Source organism: Polaromonas potterensis, from assembly GCF_033446725.1.
Classification (GTDB): Bacteria; Pseudomonadota; Gammaproteobacteria; order Burkholderiales; family Burkholderiaceae_C; genus Polaromonas.
In genome coordinates, this window is sequence record NZ_JAWQLX010000005.1 from 18,087 (window position 1) to 40,823 (window position 22,737).

Genomic DNA, 22,737 nt, shown 5'->3' on the forward strand with positions numbered 1-22,737 from the left:
CATGTTGAACAGCAGCAATGCCATGGCCACCATCGCCGTCAAGGACGTGGCCCGAGCCCGGACATTTTATGTGGATCAACTGGGCCTGCAGCCCCTGGACGACGGCGACCCCGGCCTGTTGACCCTGCGCAGCGGCAGCAGCACGGTGCTGGTCTACCACTCGCCCTACGCCGGCAGCAACCAGGCCACGGCCGCGACCTGGGCCGTGGGTGACAACATCGAAGCGCTGGTGCAATCACTGAAAGACAACGGCGTGGCCTTTGAACACTACGAACTGCCCGACACCACGCGCCGCGGCGACTTCCATGTCTCGGGCGAGCGCATGGTGGCGTGGTGCAAAGACCCGGACGGCAACATCTTGTGCCTGGTCAATACCTGAACGTGGATCCCGTTTTTTCAACCACCCGCAAAGGAAAACTCCCATGGCTCACTACATCGATGGTTTTGTACTGCCGGTTCCCAAGAAAAACATAGATGCCTACCGCCGCATGGCGCGCAAGGCCGGCAAGATCTGGCGCGAGCACGGCGCGCTGCAATACACAGAAAGTGTGGCCGACGACGTGAAGCCCGGCAAGCTCACCTCTTTCCCGCAAAGCGTGCAGCTCAAGGCCAGCGAGGTCGTGGTGTTTTCGTGGATCGTCTACAAGTCGCGCAAACACCGGGACAAGGTCAACGCCAAGGTGATGAAAGACCCGCGCCTGGCCGACATGATGGACCCGAAAAAACTGCCCTTTGACGGCATGCGTATGTTCTGGGGCGGCTTCAAGGTGGTGGTTGATCTTTGAGCCCTGGCGCTGGCTACCGCGCCATTTATGAATAAAATCGGCCTCTAGCCCTTACAAACACTCCGCAAGCAGCTATTTATTTCATAGCAAAATACCTGCCATCGCCTTAGTACAAGGTGGCGCGCTGGCGGGCCGGCAGCTCACGGTCGTAGGCCTCGCCGTCTATGGCCGCCTCTGTCAGCGCCTGAAGAATGGTGCCCGGGCTGGGTAACTTGGCCCGTACATCCGCCGCCGGCGCCTGCCACAAAGCAGAGCGCTGGATGGCTCGCGCGCACTGGAAGAAAACCGTCTCCACCTGGACCACAATCACACACTTGGGCAACTGACCTTGCACCGCAAAACGTGCCAGCATCTCCGGCGCGATGCTGATGCTGGCCAGCCCGTTCACACGCAGCGTCTCGCCCACGCCCGGGATCAAAAAGAGCAAGGCCAGGCGCGGATCGGTCACGATGTTGCGCAAGCTGTCCACCCGGTTGTTGCCCCGGCGCTCGGGGACCAGCAAGGTGGTCTCGTCCAACACCTGCACAAAACCGGGCGGATCGCCGCGCGGCGAAACATCCAGCCCATCCGGCCCGGCCGTGGCCAGTACCGCAAACGGCGAGGCCTCGATCAGCGCCCGGTAATGCGAATGGACAAAAGCCACTTCCTTCTGGATGGACGCCGCGCCCACCGCGCCAAACAACGATTCCAGCTGCGCAACGGTGGTGATGGCGTGAGGGTCTGTGGGGGCGGTCATGAGAAAAGTCCTGGAGGTTTCCCGAATTATCTGCGAATGAATTTGCCCGCACAGGCTTGGCTTCGGCCGCCAACGCGATTCGTCCGCTTGCGCTACATTGAACACTCATTCCTACCGGCACCAGCCCGACACCCCATGACCGATCTCTCCGCTTTCCCCATCACCCACAAATGGCCAGCCCAACACCCCGACCGGCTGCAACTGTATTCCTTGCCCACGCCCAATGGCGTCAAGGTGTCCATCATGCTGGAAGAAACCGGCCTGCCTTATGAGCCACACCTGGTGGACTTCGGCAGCAATGACCAGATGTCGCCCGAGTTTCTGTCGCTCAGCCCCAACAACAAGATCCCGGCCATCCTCGACCCTAACGGCCCAGGCGGCCAACCGCTGGCCCTGTTCGAGTCCGGCGCCATCCTGATCTACCTCGCCGAAAAAACCGGACAATTCATGCCGACAGATGCCGCCGGCCGCTACGAAACCATCCAGTGGCTGATGTTTCAGATGGGCGGCATAGGCCCGATGTTCGGCCAGGTCGGCTTCTTCCACAAATTCGCCGGCAAAGACTACGAAGACAAACGCCCGCGCGACCGCTACGTCGCCGAATCCAAACGCCTGCTCGGCGTGCTGGACCAGCGCCTGGCCGGCCGCGCCTGGATCATGGGGGAGGCCTACACCATTGCCGACATCGCCACCTTCGGCTGGGTGCGCAACCTGATCGGCTTTTATGAAGCCGGGGAGCTGGTCGGCATCCCGGACTTTTCCAACGTCACACGTGTGCTGGCAGCCTTTGTGGCGCGCCCGGCAGTCGTCAAAGGCCTGGGCATTCCCAAACGCGGCTAGTGGCTAGCACTAGGACTTGGGCACCACACCCGGCAGAAACTTCACCCCGGTGCGTTTCACCAGCTCGTCATAGCTGATGGGTTGCGAGGCCCGGGTTTCATCCAGGTTCTCCTGCCAGTGAGCCCAGGCACGGTTGCTTTCCACGTCGTAGACCAGCTTGTAGAGGTAGGTCGGCACCTTCACGTGGTTGTGGCCAATGCTTTCGCTCTCCGGCGTAAATACTGGCCCGGTGATCACAAACACGTCCCCTTTCGCCCGGTGCGCATACTTGCGCGTGGCCTGCTCGATCTTGGCCCAGGCGCCCGAGTTGTGTTTCATGGCCTGGGGCACCATATTGGCCAGCGAGAAGCTCTGGGCCATGGCGGCAGGGCTGGGCATGTCTGCAGCCGGCGCCATGTGGCCACGCGAATAACCGGACCGTTTGTAGTCGTCCAGGGCGGCCCGTTCACCCTGCGGCAGCCGCGCATCGGCAAAAAACTTGTTGGAACGTTTCTCGCCGGCGTCGTCAATGCTCTCGCGGTTCAGGCGCTGGGCGACAAACACCGGGGTTTTGGTTTCTCCGCTGTGCAAAATGGCAAAAGCCTCGTAACACAGCGCCCGCTGCAAAGGCCGTTGCTGCACGGCCGGCGGCTGGCTTTTGGCAAAAAACTGGGGGCATTGTTCAAATCCTGTGGCAGCTTGGGCCACCAGGGCTGCTGCGGCAGTGGCGATAATCGCCCCCTGCCCCATCCATCTCATCACTAAACGCATTCTTTTCTTCAATCCATTGACACTGGGAATTCAGGGCCGCGATTAGACCACTGAAGCCGGTGTGGATAGTCCGAAAACCCTTTGATGTTGAGAGTGATTGAAACAGCGGCGCATCATTCGCCCGGCATGCCAGCAGCGACGCCCTGCTGGGTCGTCACCACGGGTCTATTTCTTTTTCAGAAATCTCAGCGATCGAAAGCCGCTTGCAAGGCTGCCTTGTCTTTCACGCCGCTTTGCAACAAAAGCATCAACAGGATGCGCGCCTTGGCTGGCTTCAGGTCATCGGCCATCACCGCACCGGCGTCGGACGTGGTCTTGCCACCACCAACAAAGCCATAGTTGGGCAACACGCGGCCGTTGTCGACACGGGTCGAAATCACCACGGGAACCGACTTGGAAAGCGCGTACTTCACGGCTTCAAACATCGGAGCGTTCATGTTGCCCATGCCCAGGGCCTGGACCACGATGCCTTTGGCACCACGGTCGACCGCATTGCGAAGCGCCGCACCGTCGGCACCGCCGTACATGGCGATGATTTCCACTTCAGGCATCTTGTCGGTACGGATCTCGATATGCTGGCGACGCACAGGCGCGTTCGCGTACATGACGCGGTCCTGGTAGACCTCACCGAGGAAACCAAAGTCACCCGAGTTGAAAGTCTCGACATTGCCTGTGTGCGTCTTCCTCACGTAGCGCGCGGAGTTGATCTGGTTGTTCATGGCCAGCATCACACCCATGCCTTTGGACTTTTCATCCACAGCGATACGCGCGGCATTGAGCAGGTTACGTGGACCGTCAAAATCGGACTGCGATGCATTGCGCTGGGCACCGATCAGGACCACAGGCTTGGACAACTTCACGGTCAAGTCCAGCCAGAAAGCGGTCTCTTCCAACGTGTCCGTGCCGTGCGACACGATCACACCAGCCACGTCCTTGTTATCCAGCGAGGCTTGCACCGCCTTGCTGAGCTGCACCCAGCGCGGCGGGTCCATGTAATCCGAAGGCACGTTCGACAAATTGTTCACATGGATGCTCGCGTATTTTCCAATATCGGGCACTGTGGCCAGCAAGTCATCACCGGAGATCGCCGGTACAGGCGCGTTCTTCACGGGATCAATCTTCATGGCGATCGTTCCGCCTGTCGCGATGAAATGAACAACTGGTTTGTTCTGAGCGAAGGCTGTGAAGGCGCTCATGAGGGCCACCGTCACAAGTGCAGTTTTCATTTTCATATGGATTTTTTTAATGTCGGAAAGGTAATTGAGAAGTCCTGTTGCGAGGAATTGAGGCCTCGCGGGATCGGATCATATGCGTCTTCGTTTCTACGGGGATGAGGGGAAACCACATACCCCGGCCTGCACGGCGGGTTGCGCTTGATTGAACACCAATGAATGGAGATAGGAACAAAACGCCCTTGGCTTTTCTCAAGGTCTATCAAGCTGGGAATTCAGATCATCATGAGCTGCTTCAACGAGAACTTGGATCTGCCTGAACAGTTGCCCGGCATGAGCCAGATTTCCGTCTGTTTTGAAGAGATTTCCGCATCCGATGCAATGAGAACCAAGCACTGAACCCACCCCTAAGTCTCGAACAGGCCCCCGACGTTCAAAATCTCGTGTGCAATTTCAGGCCGCTGCTCCAGGCTGCGTTTGATGGCTGCCGGAATGGCCTGGCGCGTCTTTCGACATAGACCGGGCTGCTCGTGCACCAGAATCGTGATTCCGCGCAAGCTGCGGACGACGTTGGGGCTGGTACTGATGCTCAGCCGGATGCCAATCTGCTGCTCCATCCGCTCTTCCATATGCCGCAGATCGCTAAGGCTGCTCAGGTTTTCCAGCCGCTGCAACAGGCGTTTCTCGTCCTCGCGGGTCAGGCGCAACACGCGCAGGTCGCCAGCAGGGTTGGCCAACAGCGTAGCGCGCCCGCAGTTGCAGGCGCCGGGTGGGCATTCGGTGCGTATGGGGAAAGGGGGCTGAGTCGTCGTCATGGGGATTGCCATCTATTGTCTCGGCCTGAGATGGCAGTTTTGACGATCATAGCCAGACGCGGGCACTATCCTGTGAACGCTTACACCACTTGATTGAAACAGTCGGCTGTTTGCGACCCGCCAGGATTGGAATTTGACCGTTTGAATCTAAAACCCAAAGCGGTCATTCTTCGCCATCTGCCTGTCGCTATCTCAAGGCTTTGTGTTCACAGTTCCATCTCGCTCAAGCCAAGCAACCCCAGCCCTCATGTAGTTGACTTTTCTCGAGAAACGCCTCGCAGCGCCCTCAGCGGCGCCAGGGCGTCAAATAACGCTCAGCCCAGGCCAGTGCGCCATAAAGACCTAAGCCCATGAAAGCCAGGACCGCCACCGCCGCAAAAACACGGGGTGTATCAAAAGTGCCTTGGGCACTCAGGATGACGTAGCCAAGGCCGCGCTGGGAGGCCACAAATTCGCCGACGATGGCACCCACCAAGGCCAGCGAGATGGCCACCTTCATACCGGCAAGAATGGACGGAAGTGCACCGGGCAAACGGACTTTGAAAAAGAAATCCATCCTGGAGCCTTTGAGCACACGGCCCAGATCAAGCACGTCATTAGGCACCGATCGCAGTCCGTGCATCGCATCCACGATGACGGCAAAAACAGCGATAAGAAACGCGATGGCAATCTTGGGTTCTGAGCCCGTCCCCAGCCAGATCACGAACAGTGGCGCAATCGCCACCTTGGGAACGCTATTGAGGCCAATGATCAAGGGATAAACCGTGTGCTCAAACACTTTTGAGCCGACCAGCATCGTTGCCAGCAACACGCCGATGACGGCTGCCAGGACGAATCCGGCGAGCGTCGTCAGCAGGGTATAAGCGGCATGATCCAGGTAAAAACGCCACTCGCCGAATAACTCGTTGATGACAGCGCTGGGCGGCGGGAGCGTGATGGGCCGCACGTGCAGAACACGTACCAGGATCTCCCACACGACCAGGAAGCCGATCAGCGAGAGTGCGCCCAGAATCCACTGTTGGGCTGCGTGTGTTTTTTTCGTTTTCATGCTGCGACCGCCTCGTTGACTTGTCCGGGCTCTTCGTTGAGGAGTCCCATCTCATGAAAGAGTGCGCGTATGCGGTTGGTGTATTTGCCGAACTCGGGCGTCTCGCGCACCGCCAGCTTTCGAGGCCTGGGAAGATCAATTTCAATGATGTCCGCAATGCGACCTGGCCTGGGCGAGAACACCACGACACGGTCTGCCAGGTAGACGGCTTCCGCGATGCCATGCGTCACGAACACCACGGTATTGCGTGTCTCCAGCCAGATGCGCTGCAGCTCAGCGTTCATCTGATCGCGCGTCAGCGCGTCAAGCGCGCCAAAAGGCTCGTCCATCAGCAGCAAGCTGGGTTGATCGATCAATGCCCGGCAGATCGCAGCGCGTTGGCGCATGCCGCCTGACAGTTCCCGGGGGTATTTGGAAGCGAAGTCTGTCAGCCCCACCAGCTTCAGCAAATCGCGCATGGGCTGCTGGTAGCTCGCGACCGGCTTCCCCGCAAACTCGATGGGCAGCATGATGTTGCGCTCAATGGTTCTCCATTCGAGCAGGGCGTCGCGCTGGAACACCATGCCGACGTGATCCGGTGGGCCGGAAATCTCCCGGCCATCCGCCTTGAGGCTACCAGAAGAGATGTCTTCCAGGCCCGCAATGCAGCGCAGGAAGGTGCTCTTTCCGCAGCCGCTGGGGCCAAGAATGCTGACGAATTCGCCAGGCCGGATGTCGAGAGAAATCCCGTCCAGGGCCGTCAGAGGCGTCTCGCCGCCGTAAATCTTGCGGACGTCGACGGAGGTGATGGTTGATGCGCTCACTTCGGCACACCCGCAGCAGCACGCACCAGGCCGGGCACGAAAAATTCGTTGCTGTCCTTGATCGACTTGATCAGTCCGACGTCCGTGAGTGTCTTGACCGCGACGGCAAAGTCCGCGGCAACAGGCGCGCCCAGCATTTGACCAGCAGGAACGGGAAGCTGGAAGAAACCCTTGAGCGCATCAATCTGTGCCCGCAGAATGTCCTTGTTCAGCTTGGCTTGCGGCCGCTGCGCAACGATGGCATCGACGGCTTCGGACTCGTGGCCGTTGTAGATGTATTGCCATGAAGCGGCAACAATGCTTGCAAACTTGGCGATAGGTTCGCGTTTGGCCGCCAGCTTTGACTCTGTCGCAAAAAGGCCGAAGCTTGGCATGTTCAAGTTGTAGTCTGCAAATCGGATCGCATCAGAGGCACGCGTTTGCGACACCACAGGCAGAAAGAAGGGAATGGTCGAAAACGCAGCGTCCGCGCGTCCGGCAGAATACGTCGCGGCCTTGCCTGCCGCGTCGACGTTGACCAACTCCAGGTCGCTTCGCTTCAGTCCGCCTGACGCAAGGAAAGCGTCGATGAAAGGCGCTTCGAGGGAGCCCGCGGTGTAGGCCACCTTTTTGCCCTTGAGGTCTTTGGGGCCCTTGATGCCGGCGTCTTTCGGAACCAGCAAGCCGATGTCACTCAAACGCGCGAAAACGGCGACGGCTTTGACCGGCAGGCCCTTGTCACGGGCAATCATCATGGACGCCAGGGCGGCATGTCCCACATCAAACTGGTCGCCACCGCCAACAATCTGGACCGTCGTCACGGAACCGTTGCCGTCTTCCAGCGTGACATCCAGGCCGGAAGCGGCGAACCAGCCCTTTTGCTGGGCCAGGTGCATGGCGGCCTGAACGCCCCAAGGGGTCCAGTCCATACGGACTTTGAGCTTTTCAGCGCTCTGGGCCAGCACGCCCACGGAAAGGGTGAGGCCAAGACAGCCGACGGTAAAACTGCCGGCCAAGCGAGAAAGGAAGCGGTTCATAATAATTCTCCAATAAAAATGCCAGGTTCAACCCCAGACGGTCTCACCAAGCCGGAACAGGAACTAAGTTGTCTGGTTCAGCCGCCACGGCCGAACAAACGCTTGAGACGGGACCACATCACGCTCATACCGAGGCTGAAAGCATTGAGCTGTGCCGGCGGCAGGGGCAGGTCTGACGAGCGATTCGGATTCATGCGAAGCGTGACGTTCTTGCCAAATTCCTGAATCAGGCGGCCGACAAAGTCTTTGACCAGACCCGAGCGCGAAAACTGCGCCAGGGGGCCCTGCAGCGAATAAAGAAGGTCGACTTCCACCTTGGTGGTGCTCGCGTCGATCTCGACCATGCGGTAGGACACATCGCCATTGGCCCTGGACTTGCTGATGGAGTCCTGGCCAGCGCCCTTGAGAACGGCGGCACGCGCCTGATCGTTGCGCTCCAGACGTGCGGCACCGTTGAAACTGGCCGACATCGGGCCGAACTTGATGGCCACGCGGCCTTTGACGCGATCACCCACGTGCTCCGTCAACTCTGCCCCTGGCAGGCAGCCGGCCACGGCAGGCAGGTCGGCCATGAATTTCCAGACGGCATCGGCGGGATAAGGGACCTTGAAGCTGCCTTGTATGCTGGTTCCGCCTTTGATCGCTGTGGCCTTGTCGTCGGCGACCGCCTGTTTTTCTACGACCACGGCCACCTTGCCGATGTCAGTGGCCTTGAATGTTTGAAAGCCTGCGGCCCCCCCTGCGACGACCGTGACATCCCTGAAGACCTGGGTCGTTGCGGCGCGAAGTTTGGACACCGCGGGAACCGCGTCATCACGGCATTGCGCCAGGACATCCAGGACGGCGTTCACGATGCCCATGTAACCCGTGCAGCGGCACAGGTTGCCGGAAAGCTCCACGCGAATCAGGTCCTCGTCGGCCTGGGGAAAACGCAGCACGATGTCACGCGCCGTCGCCAGCATGCCGGGTGTGCAGAAGCCGCACTGCAAGCCATGGTGACGCGAGAATGCCGGCCGCAGCAGCGCCATGATCGCGTCGTCGTCGTAACCTTCGACCGTGGTGACTTTCTTGCCGTCGCAGGCAACGGCAAACGTGATGCAGGAACGAACCGGCTGACCATCGACCAGGACGGTGCAAGCACCACACACGCCATGCTCACAGCCCAGGTGGGTTCCGGTCTGACGGCCTTCGTCGCGAACAAAGTCGGCCAGGTGCATGCGCGACGGCACGTCACGGCTGACCGTCCTGTCGTTGATCTTGATGGCGATGACTGTCATAACGTTCTCTCCTTGCCCAACACTTGTTCCAGACAGCGCAGGACCGCTGCCGTCATCAATTTCCGGTCTATGGCGTCCTTGCCTGGCGCGGCGGCCTCCAGGGCCTTGCCGATGTCGGAACGCGTCGGGATGGCACCCGACGCGGCGACTGCTGCGGCGATAGCCGGCAGCGCCTGGGGCGCACCGTCCAGCGCGCCGACCACCACGCGAGCGAATCCCCGCCGCGGATCAAACACAGCGCAGCAACTGGCTTCGGCGAATTCGCCCGTCTTGCGGCAGAACTTTGAATAGCCCCAGCGGGCGTTTTCCCCCAGCTCGGGCACATGGATGGCGCTGATCAGTTCGCCTTCTGCGACATCGGTGGTGTAGGCCCCGAGCATGAAACGGTCCATAGGGACCATGCGTTTGCCGCCAGACGACACCAGCTCCAGTTGCGCGGCCAGCGCCGTCATGGTCAGCACCCAGTCCGCCGCCGGATCGGCATGCGCCAGGCTTCCGGCCACGGTGCCGCGGTTGCGGATCGCGCGGTAGGCAATGCCTGCCGCCACGGTCTGAAGAAGGCTTCCACGCAGCAGCGGGAACACGCCATCTTCGATCTCGGCATGGGTTACGGCCCCGCCTATCCGTATCACCCCGTCGGACATCGTGACATCGCGCATCTCGGGCAGTGCCGTGCAATCCACGACGACCTTGGGTCTGGCGAGCCGGAGGTTGAGCATGGGCCCCAATGACTGGCTCCCCCCCATGACCTTGACCGTGCCTTGCCCTTCGGCCAGACGCTGGAGTCCTTCCTTCAGCGTCGAAGGACGAACATATTCAAATAAAGCAGCTTTCATGTTTCTTCCTTAAGCGGCCTTGCGAAGCTGAACCGCCTCGGCCCTGGCAATGGCTTCGAGCAGGCGCCGGGGCGTCAGCGGGGTGTGAGCAACTTCCGCGCCCAGTCCTTGCAGGGCGTCGTTCACCGCGTTGAAAATGGCGGCAGGTGGTGCAATCGCGCCACCTTCGCCCATCCCCTTGGCGCCGAACTCGGTATGGGGTGAGGGTGTCTCAAAATGATGGATGCGCATGCGCGGAACTTCCGTGGCGCCCGGCAACATGTAATCGGCCAGCGTCGAGGCCAGCGGCTGGCCGTTGGCGTCATACGGCGTCTCCTCGTACAAGGCCGTGCCTATGCCCTGCGCGACCCCGCCATAGGTCTGCCCTTCGACGATCAGGGGGTTGATCATGGTGCCGCAGTCTTCGACGATGACGTAGTCGAGAATTTCAACGTGTCCCGTTTCGGGATCTACCGCGACCGTGACCGCGTGGCTGGCGTAGGTGAAGGCACCGGTATCGACCTTGGGTTTGAATCCGGTGGTGGTTTCCAGGCCGCCTTGATCAACGTCGGCAGGCAGCCTGTCGGGGCGCAGGTACCAGGCCTCGGCAATTTCGGCGATGGGGACGCTGCCGCCGGGGCCAACAACCCGGCCATTCACCAGGTCCACCTCCTCTGGCTTGGCACTCAACAAATGCGCGCCTATGCGCTTGATGCGCGGGGCCAGAACTTTACAGGCTTGCGACACCGCCCCGCCCGACATCACCAGCGAACGTGAAGCGTAGGTTCCCGTGGAATAAGGCGTCTGTGCCGTATCGCCGTGGACCAGCCGCATGCGGGAGATATCTATCCCCAGGATTTCGTGAGCGATCTGCGCGAAGCTGGTTTCCATGCCCTGGCCGTGCGAATGCACGCCAACACGCATCTCCAGACCGCCGTCGGGCGTGACGCGCACAGTGGCGGAGTCGAAACCCGGGATGACCGGCGTGCCCCAAGCGGCGAAGACCGAGGTGCCATGGGCCGACTGCTCCGTGTAGGTGGCAAAGCCTACGCCGATCAGCCGGCCGTCCGGCTCCATCTGGCGCTGCCGCTCACGCACCGCGTCGAGATCGATCATCTCGCGTGCCTTCAGCAGGCTGGCGGGATAGTCCCCGCTGTCCAGATGTTTGTTGGTGACGTTGACGTAGGGCATGAGCTCTGCCGGCACCAGATTTTCCAGCCGCACTTCCCAGGGCTCACGGCCGACCGCACGGGCCACGGCGTCGATTGTCAACTCCATGGCGAAGCAAACACCTGTGCGCGCCACGCCGCGGTAGGGCACGAAACCGGGTTTGTTCGTGGCCACGCATTCCGTCACGCAGCGGTAACCGCGGAAGGCATAAGGGCCGGGCAGGTTGCCTATCGCCTGCCCTGGTTCCAGGCCAATGGTGAAAGGCCAGACAGAATACGCACCGCCGTCGATGACGATATGCGCGTCGAGCGCCAGGATCTTGCCTCGCTCGTCGGCATAAGCCGTCATGTCGTAGTGATGCTCCCGCGTATTGGCACCCGCGATCAGATGTTCGCGGCGATCCTCCAGGTAGCGAAAGGGTTTGCGATGGGTCTTGGCGAGCCAGGCGACGCACAACTCTTCTTGTTGCAGCACACATTTGTAGCCAAACGCGCCGCCTACATCGGGTGCGACAACGCGAACCTGCCCCTGATCCATGCCCAGGCATTTGGCCAGGATGGTGCGTATCATGTGCGGCACCTGGGTGGCGGTGTAGACCACCAGCATGTCGGCCTGGTGATCCCAGTAGGCCAGCACGGCCTTGCCTTCCATGGGCACCATGCAATGGCGCGCCAGATCAACGGAGCGTCGCACGACCAGTTTTGCCTGGCTGGCAAGTTCGTCGAACTTCGTGTCAGCCTTCAGCGTCAGGAAGTTGTGATGGGTCCAGCCCTCATGGATGAAATCCGCTGTGGCCGCTTTGGCCGTGGTCGCATCGGCATAGACCGGTAAATCCTCGAATTCGAGCTCGATGGTCTCGGCGATGTCTTCGGCCTCCGCGCGCGTAGGCGCAAAAGCCAGTGCGACCGGCTCGCCCACAAAACGCACTTTGCCCGAGGCCAGCGGTGGCTGCGCTGACGACTGGTAGGTCGGAAGCGCCGATTCGGCGACGATGTCGAGAACATCGCCCATGGACGCGCGCAACACGACGCGGCTGGCGGTTTCGGGCGCCAGCGTGGTGTTGAGGATGCGGGCATGCGCGAAGGGGCTGCGCAGAAAGGCGACCTCATTCATCTCCGGCATGTGCATGTCGGCCACGAACTGACCACGACCGTTCAGATGCCGGGCGTCTTCCTTGCGCTCCACGCGTGCGCCCACGCCCTGGCTCGCCGGCTTGGCAAGATCGGTTTGACTGTGTTGCATTTTTTTGTCTCCGGTGAGCTATTTGGGATCGCTGGCTGCGCCGCCGCCGAACATCTTGGACGGATCCTCACGTTCAGTGGGTGTCTCTTCCGAGCGCTCGGGACTCTTCTGAAAGTTGAGCTGCACTTTATCGGTGTCCACCACCACCTCTTTGTCGAGGAAAAAGGTGACCGTCTGCGGCACAAAGATTACTACGGCAACAAGGATCAGCTGCATGAAGACCCACGGAATGGCGCCGAGATAGATGTCCCGTGACTGCACCTTGTGGGGCAACTTTCCTTCCTTGTGCAGCGTGTCGGAAATGCCACGCAGGTAGAAGAGGGAAAATCCGAAGGGTGGATGCATGAAGCTGGTTTGCATGTTCACGCAGATCAGCACGCCAAACCACACCAGATCAATGCCGAGCTTTTGCGCTACCGGAGCCAACAAGGGCAGGATGATGAAGGCGATCTCGAAAAAGTCGAGAAAAAATGCAAGGATAAAAATGAACACGTTGACCGCGATCAGAAAGCCCAGCTGGCCGCCCGGCAGATCGGCCAGCATGTGTTCTATCCACAGGCCGCCGCTGACACCTTGGAACACCAGGGAAAAGGCGCGTGAACCAATCAGGATGAACACCACCATCGCTGTCATGCGCATGGTCGAGGCCATGGCACTTTGCAGCAAGGACCAGGTCAGCCGGCCATGCACTGCCGCCAGCAGGAACGCACCAAGCGCCCCCATGGCGCCAGCCTCCGTTGGCGTGGCGATGGCTTCGTCAATTCCCGGCAAGCCGCCCATAGACCCCAGCACCGCAAAAATAAGGAATGCCGAAGGGATGATGCCGCGCAGGCATTTGGACCACAAGGCCCAGCCATTGAGCGTGCGCGCCTCCTTCGGTATGCCCGGCACATCCTGCGGCCTGAAGCGGCCAAGAAGGAAGGTGTAAAGCGCGAAGAGGCAAACCTGCAAGATGGCAGGCCCCCACGCGCCTTTGTACATGTCGCCCACAGAGCGGCCTAGCTGGTCGGCCAGCACAATCAGACACAGGGAGGGAGGAACAATCTGCGTGATCGTTCCAGATGCCGCCAACACGCCAGTGGCATAACGCATGTTGTAGCCATAACGCATCATCACCGGCAGCGAAATCATCGCCATGGCAATCACCTGGCCGGCCACGGTACCCGTGATCGCGCCCAGAATGAAACCCACAATAATGACGGAGTAACCCAGGCCGCCGCGCACGGGCCCGAAGAGTTGACCCATCGAATCGAGCATGTCCTCGGCCAAGCCACAGCGTTCAAGCACACAGCCCATCAGGGTGAAAAAGGGAATGGCCAGCAACAGGTCGTTCGACAAGATGCCGAAGACGTTCAGCGGAAGGGCCGAAATGAATCCGGCGGGAAACCATCCCATGTAGATGGCGACACCACCACTGGCAACACCCAGCGCGGCCAGCGAGAACGCCACGGGGAAGCCCAGCAACAAAATGACCACCAGGGCCGCGAACATCATCGGCGGAAATACTTCGAGGCTCATTGCAGGGGCTTTTCGTAGTGAAGGTTCATCTCATAGCGGTTCTGTAGCCATAGAACCCGTTTGGCGATCTCGCTGAGTGCCTGAAGTACCAGGAGACCAAAGCCCACGGGCAGCAGTGCCATCGCGGGCCAGCGAATCAGTCCCCCGGCATTGGGTGAGGACTCCCCCGAACGGACCATGTCAACGAACAGCGGCCAGGACAGGTAGGTGAGAAGGACCATGATCGGCAGCAAGAAAACGATCAGTCCAAACAGGTCCATATACACCTGGCGGCGCGCCGACCAGCGTCCATAAAAAAGGTCGACTCGAACATGTTCGTTGAGTCGGAGCACTTGCGCGGCGCCAAGCATCACGCCGGCGCCAAAGAGATACCACTGGATCTCCAGCCATCCGTTGGAGCTGATGCCAATGCCGTAACGCACCAGCGCGTTGCCACCGCTGATCACGCAAGCCAGCAATAAAGCCCACTTTGCAAGAACACCGGCAAAGTCGGTCAGATGGTCTATACCGCGTACCCAGCCAGGCAGCGCGCGGTCGTTGGGGTTTATCGTTTTCATGTGGGACGATCAATCATTCAAGGGGCGCCTACGCGTGGGCGCCCCTTGTGGCACTTGGCCGTTTTTTACTTGGTGACGTTTGCGAACGTGTAGTTGTCCAGCTCGGCCTCTGCAACGCGGAACCAGCTGGCCTGATCACGGCGGTACTTGAGCCAGCTCGGCAACATCGCCTTGAAGTCGGGGTTGGCCTCCGAAAGTTCGTTCATCAGTTCGTTGGAGGCCTTAAAAGCGGCGTCCATCACGGGCTTGGGGAAGTACGACAGCTTGGCACCTTGGCCGACCAGTTTTTTGATCGCCTCGGGATTCCGGTTGTCGTAGTCAGCAATCATCTTCATGGTCTGCTCATTGCAGGCACATTCGAAGGCGGCTTTGTACGAAGGCGGCAACGCCTCCCAGGCTTTGCTGTTAACCATCGCGGTAATTGAGGCGCTGCCTTCCCACCAGCCGGGAGCGTAGTAAAAAGGAGCGACCTTGTTCAGGCCAAGCTTGGCATCGTCATAAGGGCCAATCCATTCGGCTGCATCGATGGTGCCCTTTTCAAGCGAAGGGTAGATGTCGGCCGCCGGAATCTGTTGTGGCACGGCACCCAGCTTGGACAGCACCATGCCGCCTATCCCACCGATGCGCATCTTCAACCCCTTGAGGTCGGCCACGGTCTTGATCTGTTTGCGGTACCAGCCCCCCATCTGGACGCCAACGTTGCCGCACACAAAGTTGGTGATGCCCATCTTCTTGTACATCTCCCGCACCAGTGGCATGCCTCCGCCGAACTGCATCCAGGCGTTGTGCTGGCGAGCGTTCAGCCCGAAAGGCAGGCCGGTGTCGAAAGCCACGGCCGTGTTCTTGCCCACAAAAGCCGACGCCAGCACATGGTTGACCTCGATGGTCCCATTGCTCACGGCTTCCATGTTTTGAGCCGGGGGGACAACCTCGCCGCCGGCAAAACACTGAATCTGGAACTTGCCGTCAGTCAACTCAGAGACCCGTTTGCACAGATGTTCGGCCGAACCGTACATCGTGTCCAGGCTTTTTGGCCAGCTGGTGGACATGCGCCACTTGATGCTGGGCGTGGATTGCGCCATGGCCGGGGCTGCGATAGCACCCAGAACACCAACCATGGCGGTTTTATCGAGGAAGGCACGTCGCTGCATGTGAACTCCAGAAAAAGTATGGATCGACGGCTTGCCCAAGGCCGTTTTATCTGTAGTTGTGGGCTATTTATCGTCAGCATACTGAGTGAATTAAGCCGTGTCAACAGGGTTTTTACATAGGGATTCACCTGATTTCCAAATGCACCAAGCAGGAGCGATTAAAGTTTGCCTCCGCACCAAAATAGGCCATTAAATGTTGATTTAATGGGAGTTTTTTAACTACTTGTTGAATAAGCCTTCGTGAAAACCCTAATATTTAATACAAACACAATCTATTGACGATCGTCAGTACAGTGAAGATAATTCACCCTCCTTCAACACAAAGACCCATCATGACTTGGACCAAGATTGCTACCGCCGATCAGGTCGGCGAAGACGAAGCGGTCGCCGTTGTAATCGGCGATCTGAAGCTCGCGCTGTTTAACAGCGGCGGTGGCTTCCACGTCACCGACAACATCTGCACCCATCAATACGCGATGCTCTCCGAGGGCTATGTAGAAGATGGCTGTGTCGAATGCCCACTGCACCAGGCGCGCTTCGATCTGAAGACGGGCGCCGCCATGTGCGCCCCCGCCACCCACCCGATCCGCGTCTATCCGGTGAAGGTCGAAGGCGATGACATCCTGGTGGACGCGTGATGGATGCCGATCACACTGGCGTTCTGATCGTCGGCGCGGGCCAGGCCGGTGCGACGGCTGCTGCAGCGCTGCGGGACTTCGGCTACCAGGATCGAATTCTTGTTGTGGGGTCAGAACAGCCGCTGCCCTATGAACGCCCACCCTTGTCCAAAACCATGCTGTCGGGTTCGGGCGCGGTTGCAGATATCCAGATCCACCCGACAGGATTCCACGAAGAAAAGGCGATCGAGACCCTGCTTGGCGCGGAGGTTGCATCCCTGGACGTTCACGGGCACACGGCCCTGTTGAACAACGGGAAAACGATCGCCTGGCAGCAGTGTCTGATCGCCACGGGCGGCAAGGCCAGGACCATCGCCGGTCTTGCGCCTGGCACGGCCCGTATCCATTACCTGCGCACCATCGCAGACGCCCTGCGCCTGCGCGAAGAGATGCGCCAGTGCCGCTCGGTACTGATCATGGGCGGCGGATTCCTCGGGTTGGAAGTGGCTTCAACCGCCCGGTCCATGGGTTTGTCAGCAACCGTGATCGAAAGCGCCGACCGCGTGCTCGGTCGAGCCGTTCCGCCAGACATGTCATCCTGGCTGCGCCAATCCATCACGGACGCAGGTGTGGACCTGCGACTCAACGCCCGCTGCGAATCCTTTGATGTCCGCGCCGATGGCGTCAGCATTGGCCTGGCTTCCGGTGAGACCTTGTCCGCAGACATGATGGTCGTCGCCGTGGGATTGGCGCCCGAGGTGGCGATCGCCAGCCGCGCGGGCCTGTCCATTCATTCGGGCAACGGCGGCATCTGTATCGACGCGCACTGCATGACCAGCGCCCCAGACGTTTATGCGGCAGGCGATTGCAGCAGTCAGACTCATCCCTTCACCGGATTGGAGATGCGCCTGGAGTCCTGGCAAAACGCCAACGAACAGGCCAGGCTGGCTGCGGCGGCGATCGCTGGTATGCCGACGCCCCCCCTGAGCGCACCTTGGTTCTGGAGCGACCAGTTTGGCAACAACCTGCAGATCCTGGGCATGCCCGCGGCTGGCCTGCAGTATCACCACCGCGGCGATTTCAGCAACTCCGACGCCCCCCCGAAATTCATGCTGCTGGGCGCCAATGAAGCAGGCCAGATTCTGCATGCCATCGCCCTCAACGCCGGCGGCGATCTTCGCCAGCTCAAGCCGCTGATAGACAGCAAGACGCCTTGCGATCCGATTTCTCTTTGCGACGCCACGGCGCCGCTTCGCCCCCTTGTCCGCGCCGCCTTGGCACGAACGCCCACCCTCACCGTTTCCTAAACCGGAGCCAGGTATGCACAGCACCCACGCCGTCCTCAACCGCACCGTCCGATCCAAGGACGCAGACCTCTCGGCCTGCGTTTGGCCAGAAGACGCGATGCATTTCATTCCAGACTGGGTCTACACCAATGAAGCGGTGTATGGCAAAGAGATGGAACTCATCTTCCGGGGTCGCACCTGGAATTACGTCGCCCTGGAAGCAGAACTCCCCGATTCCGGCGATTACAAACGCTCCTATGTCGGAGACACCCCGGTTGTTGTCTCGCGCGCAGAGGACGGATCGATCAACGTCTTTGAGAACCGGTGTGCGCATCGAGGTGCCGAGTTCTGCCGTCACGGTCAGGGCAATGTCAAAGAATTTGTCTGTCCCTACCACCAATGGTCTTACGACCTGAAGGGCAACCTGCAGGGTGTGCCGTTCAAACGCGGCGTGAACAAGACCGGCGGCATGCCCAAGGACTTCAAAAACGAAGAACACGGACTCAAGAAATTGTTTGTGACCAGCCATCGCGGCGTGGTTTTCGCATCCTATTCGGCGGACGTGGAGCCTATCGAGGAATACCTCGGCCCGGAGATGCTGAAGGACTTCGACGTCGTCTTCAACGGCAGGAAGCTGAAGATTCTTGGTTATTACAAAAACGAGTTGCCCTGCAACTGGAAGATGTACCACGAGAACCTGAAGGACCCGTATCACGCGACGCTGCTTCACTCCTTCCTAGTGGTTTTTGGCCTGCTTGTCGCCGGCAATAAGTCCGCCATGATTGCCGACAGCCAACACTGCCGCCACGGAACCATGGCTTCGGCCAAGTCCGAAGACAAATATGCCGTTGTCAGCAGCGAGAACAAGAAAGAGATGCGCTCTTTCCACGAAGGCATGCACCTGCGCGACGACCGTTTTCTCGAATTCGTGAAGGAGTTCGATTCCGAGTGGTCGGTGACCATGCAAACCGTTTGGCCTAACCTGGTGGTCCAGCGCGAAATGAACACGCTGGGTGTTCGTCAAATTGTTCCCAACGGCCCCAACAGCATGCTGATGCAGTGGACCATGTTCGGCTACGAAGACGACACCGAGGAGATGACGCAGCACCGCCTGCGCCAGGGCAATCTGATGGGCCCGGCAGGTTTTCTCGGCCTTGAGGACAACGAGGCCATGAAGTTTGTGCAGGAAGGTGTGCGCCGCTCCAGCAGCAACACCAACGTCATCAAGCTGGACGCCGACCGCGTCGGCACTTCCGAAACCCTCATTTCCGAGGCATGTATCCGCGGGATGTACCAGTACTACCGCCAAGTGATGGGATTCTGACCATGATCGAGCAAGCATCCATCCTTTTTCGTCCGCGCAAGATTTCGCTGGAGCGCTCCGTCGCGCTGGCGCGTGAGGTCGAAGCCTTCAACGCCGAATACTGCGCTGTTCTGGACGCCGGACTGGTCGAACAGTGGCCTGATTTTTTCACCGAAGACGGGATTTACCGCATCACGGCGCGCGAGAACGCCGAACTCAACATGCCGGTTGGCCTGGTCTACGCACAGGGGCGGAACATGATGATCGATAGAGCCATCGCGATCTCGCGCACCCAGATGTTCGCACCCCGCTACAACCTCCACCTGGTCAGCAATACAAGGGTGACCGACGAAGCGGAAGACGGCAGCATCGTGGCGCAGGCCAACTTTGTGCTTCTGCAAACCCTGGTCGAAGGCCCCAGCACCATTCACATGGCCGGCACCTTTTATGACCATCTGGTACGCAAGGAAGGCGGCCTGCTGCTCAAAGAACGCCAGGCCATCTACGACACCACGATCATTGCCAACGATCTTGTCTATCCCTTGTGATGTTTATCCTGCCCAGCCCATCAGATGCCGCGCAGGATTGTGCGGCTGTATTGGTTATTGGCTTCGACGAGGCGGCGCATGAGGTCCAGGAGGATGGCTTTCTCCGCGGGTCGCAGCGGTTCGAGCAGGCGCTCCTGGGCGCGCGTCATATCGCCATGCAATTCGGCAACACGGGCTTGACCTTGGGCCGTCAGTTGCACATGACGCGTACGGCGGTCGAGGGGGTTGGGCCGGCGCTCCAGCAGCCCACGCTCCTCGAGCCGCTTGACAACATCGGCGGTGGTGGTGCGATCAAGTCCCACCTCCTGACCCAGCGCCGTCTGGTCCAGCCCAGGCAGCGCCGCCACGGCACTCATCAAACCGTATTGCACCGGTGTGATGTTCGTCGACTTGAACTCCTCCATAAACATGGCGACGTGGATCTGATGGAGTCGGCGGATCAAAAAACCCGGTCGCGCGAAAAGCGCCTCCTTGGCTGGATCGATATCCCGTTCAGGTTTGGCAATCACCACAAGCCCTCCAATATGTTAGTACCCTGATGATTATATCGAGAGAAGCATGCCAAGTCGACCTATTTTCCATTGATAAATATCAACCAAAAGTCAACCTCACAGCCAATAATATGCGTAGTCCATACATACTTTTTTCGTAATTTTCAGGAGTTTTCATGAGCAGAATCAAAAAAATTGCCTTTGAAGAACACTTCATGGCACCCGGCTTTGAAAAGTATTCAAAAGCATTTCTGCAGTTCATCGACCCGGCCACCGCCGCTGATCTGGGGCGTCGATTGGCGGACATCGACACACTGCGCTTGGAAGAAATGAACAAGGCGGGTATTGCACTGACCATTCTTTCCCAGACCGGACCGGGCGTACAGGGTGAGGCGGACACAGCCACAGCCATCCAGGGGGCCACGGAGAACAACAACTATCTGGCGTCCCGCATAGCCAAACATCCAACCCGTTTTGCAGGTTTTGCCGCCTTGCCCATGCAGGACCCGCAACAAGCCGCCACGGAGCTGGAGCGCGCGGTGGTCGAGTTGGGGTTCAAGGGCGCATTGGTCAACGGCCATAGCCAAGGTCGTTACTACGACGACCCGGCCTACGACGTTGTCTGGGAACGCCTGCAGGCACTCGACGTACCGCTGTATCTGCATCCGACCGACTTCCCGCAAGTGCCGCAGACACTCGCCGGCTTTCCCGTGATCCAGGGCGCGGCCTGGGGTTGGGGGGTCGAAACCGGCTCTCACGCCCTGCGACTTCTTTTCTCTGGCGTCTTCGATCGCTTCCCCAAGCTAAAGCTGATCATCGGCCACATGGGCGAAGGTCTGCCCTTCCAGCGCTGGCGCTTCGACAGCCGCTTTTCTGCCTACCCCTTCGGCGTGAAGCTCCAGCGCAAACCGTCGGAATACATCGGCAGCAACATCCTCATCACCACCTCAGGCGTGTGCTCCGAGGCCGCACTGAAAGGTGCTATCGCCGAGATGGGCGCCGAAGCGGTGCTGTTCTCGGTGGACTACCCCTACGAATCCACGGCGATCGCAGCCGACTTCATCGAACAGTCTGACCTCGACGAGACCACGCGCGCCTTGGTTTGCCATGGCAATGCTGAGCGGATTTTCAAACTCACACCCAACTAACCCGACACATCCAAGGAGTACCTCACATGAACCGCAACTACCGCATTGGCCAGATTGTGCCGAGCTCGAACACCACCATGGAAACGGAGATTCCGGCCATGCTGCGCCTGCGTGAGCAGATCCGACCCGAGCGTTTTACCTTCCATTCCAGCCGTATGCGCATGAAGACTGTACAAAAGGATGAGCTGGCCGCCATGGACGGCGAATCCGATCGCTGCGCCCTTGAACTCAGCGATGCACGCGTCGATGTGTTGGGTTATGCCTGCCTGGTGGCCATCATGGCCATGGGCCACGGCTACCACCGCCGCTCGCAAGAGCGACTGACGGCGCATACGGAGAAGAACGATGGCAAGGCGCCGGTCATCACCAGCGCTGGCGCGCTGATCGACGGCTTGAAAGTCCTGGGGGCGAAACGTGTCGCCCTGGTGGCGCCCTACATGCTGCCCCTGACCGAACTCGTGGTGGACTACATCCGCAACGAAGGCTTCGAGGTCTCTGACTGGACCGCGCTGCAAATTCCGGACAACCTCGAAGTGGGTCGTCACGATCCCTCACGCCTGCCGGGCATTGTGCAAAAGCTCAAGACCGACGACGTTGACGTGATCGTGCTGTCCGCCTGCGTGCAGATGCCCTCGCTTGCCGTGATCGCCCAAGTCGAGGCGATGACGGGCAAGCCGGTCATCACCGCCGCCGTCGCCACCACCTACGCGATGCTGAAGGCGCTTGGGCTCGAGCCCATCGTCCCCGGCGCAGGTGCCCTGCTCTCCGGCGCTTACTGAGAATCGCACCCCATGCCTAATACCTCCCACTTCCTTTATGGCGCCAACGTGCGCGCCAACGGCATTCGTCAGCACTACTTGCGTTATGGCGGCCAGGGACCGACCGTGGTCATCGTGCCGGGTATCACCAGCCCGGCCGTAACCTGGGGATTTGTCGCTGAGCGCTTTGGCCGTCACTTCGACACCTATGTGCTTGACGTGCGTGGGCGCGGTCTTTCGGAAGCCTCCGATTCGCTGGACTACGGCCTCGACGCCTGCGCGGCTGATGTGGCGGCATTTGCCGAAGCCCTCGGCTTGGCCTCCTACCAGCTTGTCGGGCATTCCATGGGCGCGCGCATCGGTATCCGCCTGGCCCACAAACATCCGCAAGGGCTGGAAAAACTGGTCCTCATCGACCCGCCGGTTTCCGGCCCAGGCCGCCGTCGTTACCCCTCGCAGCTGCCCTGGTACATCGATTCGATCCGCCTCGCACAAGGCGGCATCACGATCGAGCAGATGCGCCAGTTTTGCCCGACCTGGACCGAAGAGCAGCTTCGCTTGCGCGCCGAATGGCTGCAGACTTGCGACGAACGCGCGATCGTCACAACCTTTGACGGCTTCCACCAGGATGACATCCATGCCGATGTACCGCACATCCAGGTGCCTGCGCTCCTGATGGTGGCCGGTCGCGGCGGTGTGATTCAACTTGAGGACCAAAAGGAGCTTGAGCAATTGTTACCCGGGCTTCAGATCGCCCACGTGCCGAACGCCGGTCACATGATTCCCTGGGACGATGAAGAAGGCTTTTATGCGGCTTTCGGCAACTTCCTCGGGCACGCTCTCACGCCGGCCCACGCGGCCTGAACGCCCTGTCACTCTCGCCAACCCCAA

Annotated in this window: 24 protein-coding genes; 10 read left to right on the plus strand and 14 right to left on the minus strand. The window is 59.8% G+C overall.

Translation table 11 applies throughout. The annotated features are described in order from the left end of the window. Position 1: 1 nt before the first annotated feature. Both R6254_RS10795 and R6254_RS10800 read left to right on the plus strand, forming a co-directional pair. Positions 2-379, plus strand: coding sequence for a VOC family protein (locus R6254_RS10795; RefSeq protein ID WP_318406717.1), 378 nt, complete (start codon positions 2-4; stop codon positions 377-379). Between the two features lie 43 nt (positions 380-422). Next, entirely contained in the window at positions 423-785 is a 363-nt protein-coding gene (locus R6254_RS10800; RefSeq protein WP_318406718.1) for a DUF1428 domain-containing protein, read from the plus strand. Between the two features lie 106 nt (positions 786-891). Here R6254_RS10800 and R6254_RS10805 read toward each other — a convergent pair whose 3' ends face one another. After that, positions 892-1,521, minus strand: a complete 630-nt coding sequence (locus tag R6254_RS10805) for a pyridoxamine 5'-phosphate oxidase family protein (protein WP_318406720.1) — start codon at positions 1,519-1,521, stop codon at positions 892-894. Positions 1,522-1,656: 135 nt separating this feature from the next. On the opposite strand from R6254_RS10805, the gene R6254_RS10810 reads away from it, so the two are divergent. Further along, positions 1,657-2,361, plus strand: coding sequence for a glutathione S-transferase N-terminal domain-containing protein (locus R6254_RS10810; protein WP_318406721.1), 705 nt, complete (start codon positions 1,657-1,659; stop codon positions 2,359-2,361). A gap of 9 nt (positions 2,362-2,370) precedes the next feature. Here R6254_RS10810 and R6254_RS10815 read toward each other — a convergent pair whose 3' ends face one another. The 12 genes from R6254_RS10815 to R6254_RS10870 form a co-directional block, all read right to left on the minus strand. Further along, positions 2,371-3,090, minus strand: a complete 720-nt coding sequence (locus R6254_RS10815; RefSeq protein WP_318407079.1) for a DNA/RNA non-specific endonuclease — start codon at positions 3,088-3,090, stop codon at positions 2,371-2,373. 206 nt (positions 3,091-3,296) lie between these two features. After that, positions 3,297-4,343, minus strand: a complete 1,047-nt coding sequence (locus R6254_RS10820; protein WP_318406723.1) for an asparaginase — start codon at positions 4,341-4,343, stop codon at positions 3,297-3,299. A gap of 347 nt (positions 4,344-4,690) precedes the next feature. Further along, positions 4,691-5,098, minus strand: coding sequence for a hypothetical protein (locus R6254_RS10825; RefSeq protein ID WP_318406725.1), 408 nt, complete (start codon positions 5,096-5,098; stop codon positions 4,691-4,693). A 286-nt stretch (positions 5,099-5,384) separates the two neighbouring features. Further along, a complete protein-coding gene (locus tag R6254_RS10830) occupies positions 5,385-6,146 on the minus strand; it encodes an ABC transporter permease (RefSeq protein ID WP_318406726.1) in 762 nt (253 codons plus the stop codon). Continuing rightward, positions 6,143-6,949: an ABC transporter ATP-binding protein gene (locus tag R6254_RS10835; RefSeq protein ID WP_318406728.1), complete on the minus strand. Its 807-nt coding sequence runs from the start codon at positions 6,947-6,949 to the stop codon at positions 6,143-6,145. The genes R6254_RS10830 and R6254_RS10835 overlap by 4 nt, the downstream gene beginning before the upstream one ends. Then, on the minus strand, positions 6,946-7,965 hold the full coding sequence (locus tag R6254_RS10840) for an ABC transporter substrate-binding protein (RefSeq protein WP_318406730.1): 1,020 nt from the start codon (positions 7,963-7,965) through the stop codon (positions 6,946-6,948). Before R6254_RS10840 ends, R6254_RS10835 begins: the two co-directional genes overlap by 4 nt. 77 nt (positions 7,966-8,042) lie before the next feature. Continuing rightward, positions 8,043-9,242: a xanthine dehydrogenase family Fe-S subunit gene (locus R6254_RS10845; RefSeq protein ID WP_318406731.1), complete on the minus strand. Its 1,200-nt coding sequence runs from the start codon at positions 9,240-9,242 to the stop codon at positions 8,043-8,045. Next, positions 9,239-10,078: an FAD binding domain-containing protein gene (locus tag R6254_RS10850; RefSeq protein ID WP_318406732.1), complete on the minus strand. Its 840-nt coding sequence runs from the start codon at positions 10,076-10,078 to the stop codon at positions 9,239-9,241. Before R6254_RS10850 ends, R6254_RS10845 begins: the two co-directional genes overlap by 4 nt. A 9-nt stretch (positions 10,079-10,087) precedes the next feature. Continuing rightward, positions 10,088-12,469: a xanthine dehydrogenase family protein molybdopterin-binding subunit gene (locus tag R6254_RS10855; protein WP_318406733.1), complete on the minus strand. Its 2,382-nt coding sequence runs from the start codon at positions 12,467-12,469 to the stop codon at positions 10,088-10,090. 18 nt (positions 12,470-12,487) lie between these two features. Then, positions 12,488-13,987: a TRAP transporter large permease gene (locus tag R6254_RS10860; protein WP_318406734.1), complete on the minus strand. Its 1,500-nt coding sequence runs from the start codon at positions 13,985-13,987 to the stop codon at positions 12,488-12,490. Further along, positions 13,984-14,544, minus strand: coding sequence for a TRAP transporter small permease subunit (locus R6254_RS10865; protein ID WP_318406736.1), 561 nt, complete (start codon positions 14,542-14,544; stop codon positions 13,984-13,986). Before R6254_RS10865 ends, R6254_RS10860 begins: the two co-directional genes overlap by 4 nt. Before the next feature lie 65 nt (positions 14,545-14,609). Next, the gene (locus R6254_RS10870; protein ID WP_318406738.1) at positions 14,610-15,695 is read right to left on the minus strand and encodes a TRAP transporter substrate-binding protein; all 1,086 of its coding nucleotides are present in this window, start codon (positions 15,693-15,695) and stop codon (positions 14,610-14,612) included. A gap of 332 nt (positions 15,696-16,027) precedes the next feature. Between R6254_RS10870 and R6254_RS10875 the strand changes: the two genes are divergently transcribed. The 4 genes from R6254_RS10875 to R6254_RS10890 are packed head-to-tail and all read left to right on the plus strand — an operon-like array spanning position 16,028 to position 19,449. After that, on the plus strand, positions 16,028-16,333 hold the full coding sequence (locus tag R6254_RS10875; protein WP_318406739.1) for a non-heme iron oxygenase ferredoxin subunit: 306 nt from the start codon (positions 16,028-16,030) through the stop codon (positions 16,331-16,333). Further along, positions 16,333-17,619 carry an NAD(P)/FAD-dependent oxidoreductase gene (locus R6254_RS10880; protein ID WP_318406741.1) on the plus strand — a complete coding sequence of 429 codons (1,287 nt, stop codon included), beginning with the start codon at positions 16,333-16,335 and terminating at the stop codon, positions 17,617-17,619. Before R6254_RS10875 ends, R6254_RS10880 begins: the two co-directional genes overlap by 1 nt. Before the next feature lie 13 nt (positions 17,620-17,632). Beyond that, on the plus strand, positions 17,633-18,922 hold the full coding sequence (locus R6254_RS10885) for an aromatic ring-hydroxylating dioxygenase subunit alpha (RefSeq protein ID WP_318406743.1): 1,290 nt from the start codon (positions 17,633-17,635) through the stop codon (positions 18,920-18,922). A 2-nt stretch (positions 18,923-18,924) separates the two neighbouring features. Beyond that, a complete protein-coding gene (locus R6254_RS10890; RefSeq protein WP_318406745.1) occupies positions 18,925-19,449 on the plus strand; it encodes an aromatic-ring-hydroxylating dioxygenase subunit beta in 525 nt (174 codons plus the stop codon). Positions 19,450-19,469: 20 nt separating this feature from the next. On the opposite strand, the gene R6254_RS10895 is transcribed toward R6254_RS10890, so the two are convergent. Beyond that, the gene (locus tag R6254_RS10895) at positions 19,470-19,961 is read right to left on the minus strand and encodes a MarR family winged helix-turn-helix transcriptional regulator (RefSeq protein WP_318406747.1); all 492 of its coding nucleotides are present in this window, start codon (positions 19,959-19,961) and stop codon (positions 19,470-19,472) included. A gap of 155 nt (positions 19,962-20,116) precedes the next feature. Between R6254_RS10895 and R6254_RS10900 the strand changes: the two genes are divergently transcribed. The 3 genes from R6254_RS10900 to R6254_RS10910 are packed head-to-tail and all read left to right on the plus strand — an operon-like array spanning position 20,117 to position 22,710. Further along, entirely contained in the window at positions 20,117-21,088 is a 972-nt protein-coding gene (locus tag R6254_RS10900; protein ID WP_318406749.1) for an amidohydrolase family protein, read from the plus strand. Between the two features lie 26 nt (positions 21,089-21,114). Then, the gene (locus R6254_RS10905; RefSeq protein WP_318406751.1) at positions 21,115-21,867 is read left to right on the plus strand and encodes a maleate cis-trans isomerase family protein; all 753 of its coding nucleotides are present in this window, start codon (positions 21,115-21,117) and stop codon (positions 21,865-21,867) included. Positions 21,868-21,879: 12 nt separating this feature from the next. Further along, complete coding sequence (locus R6254_RS10910) at positions 21,880-22,710, plus strand: alpha/beta fold hydrolase (RefSeq protein ID WP_318406752.1); 831 nt, start codon at positions 21,880-21,882, stop codon at positions 22,708-22,710. The last annotated feature ends 27 nt before the right edge of the window (positions 22,711-22,737 follow it).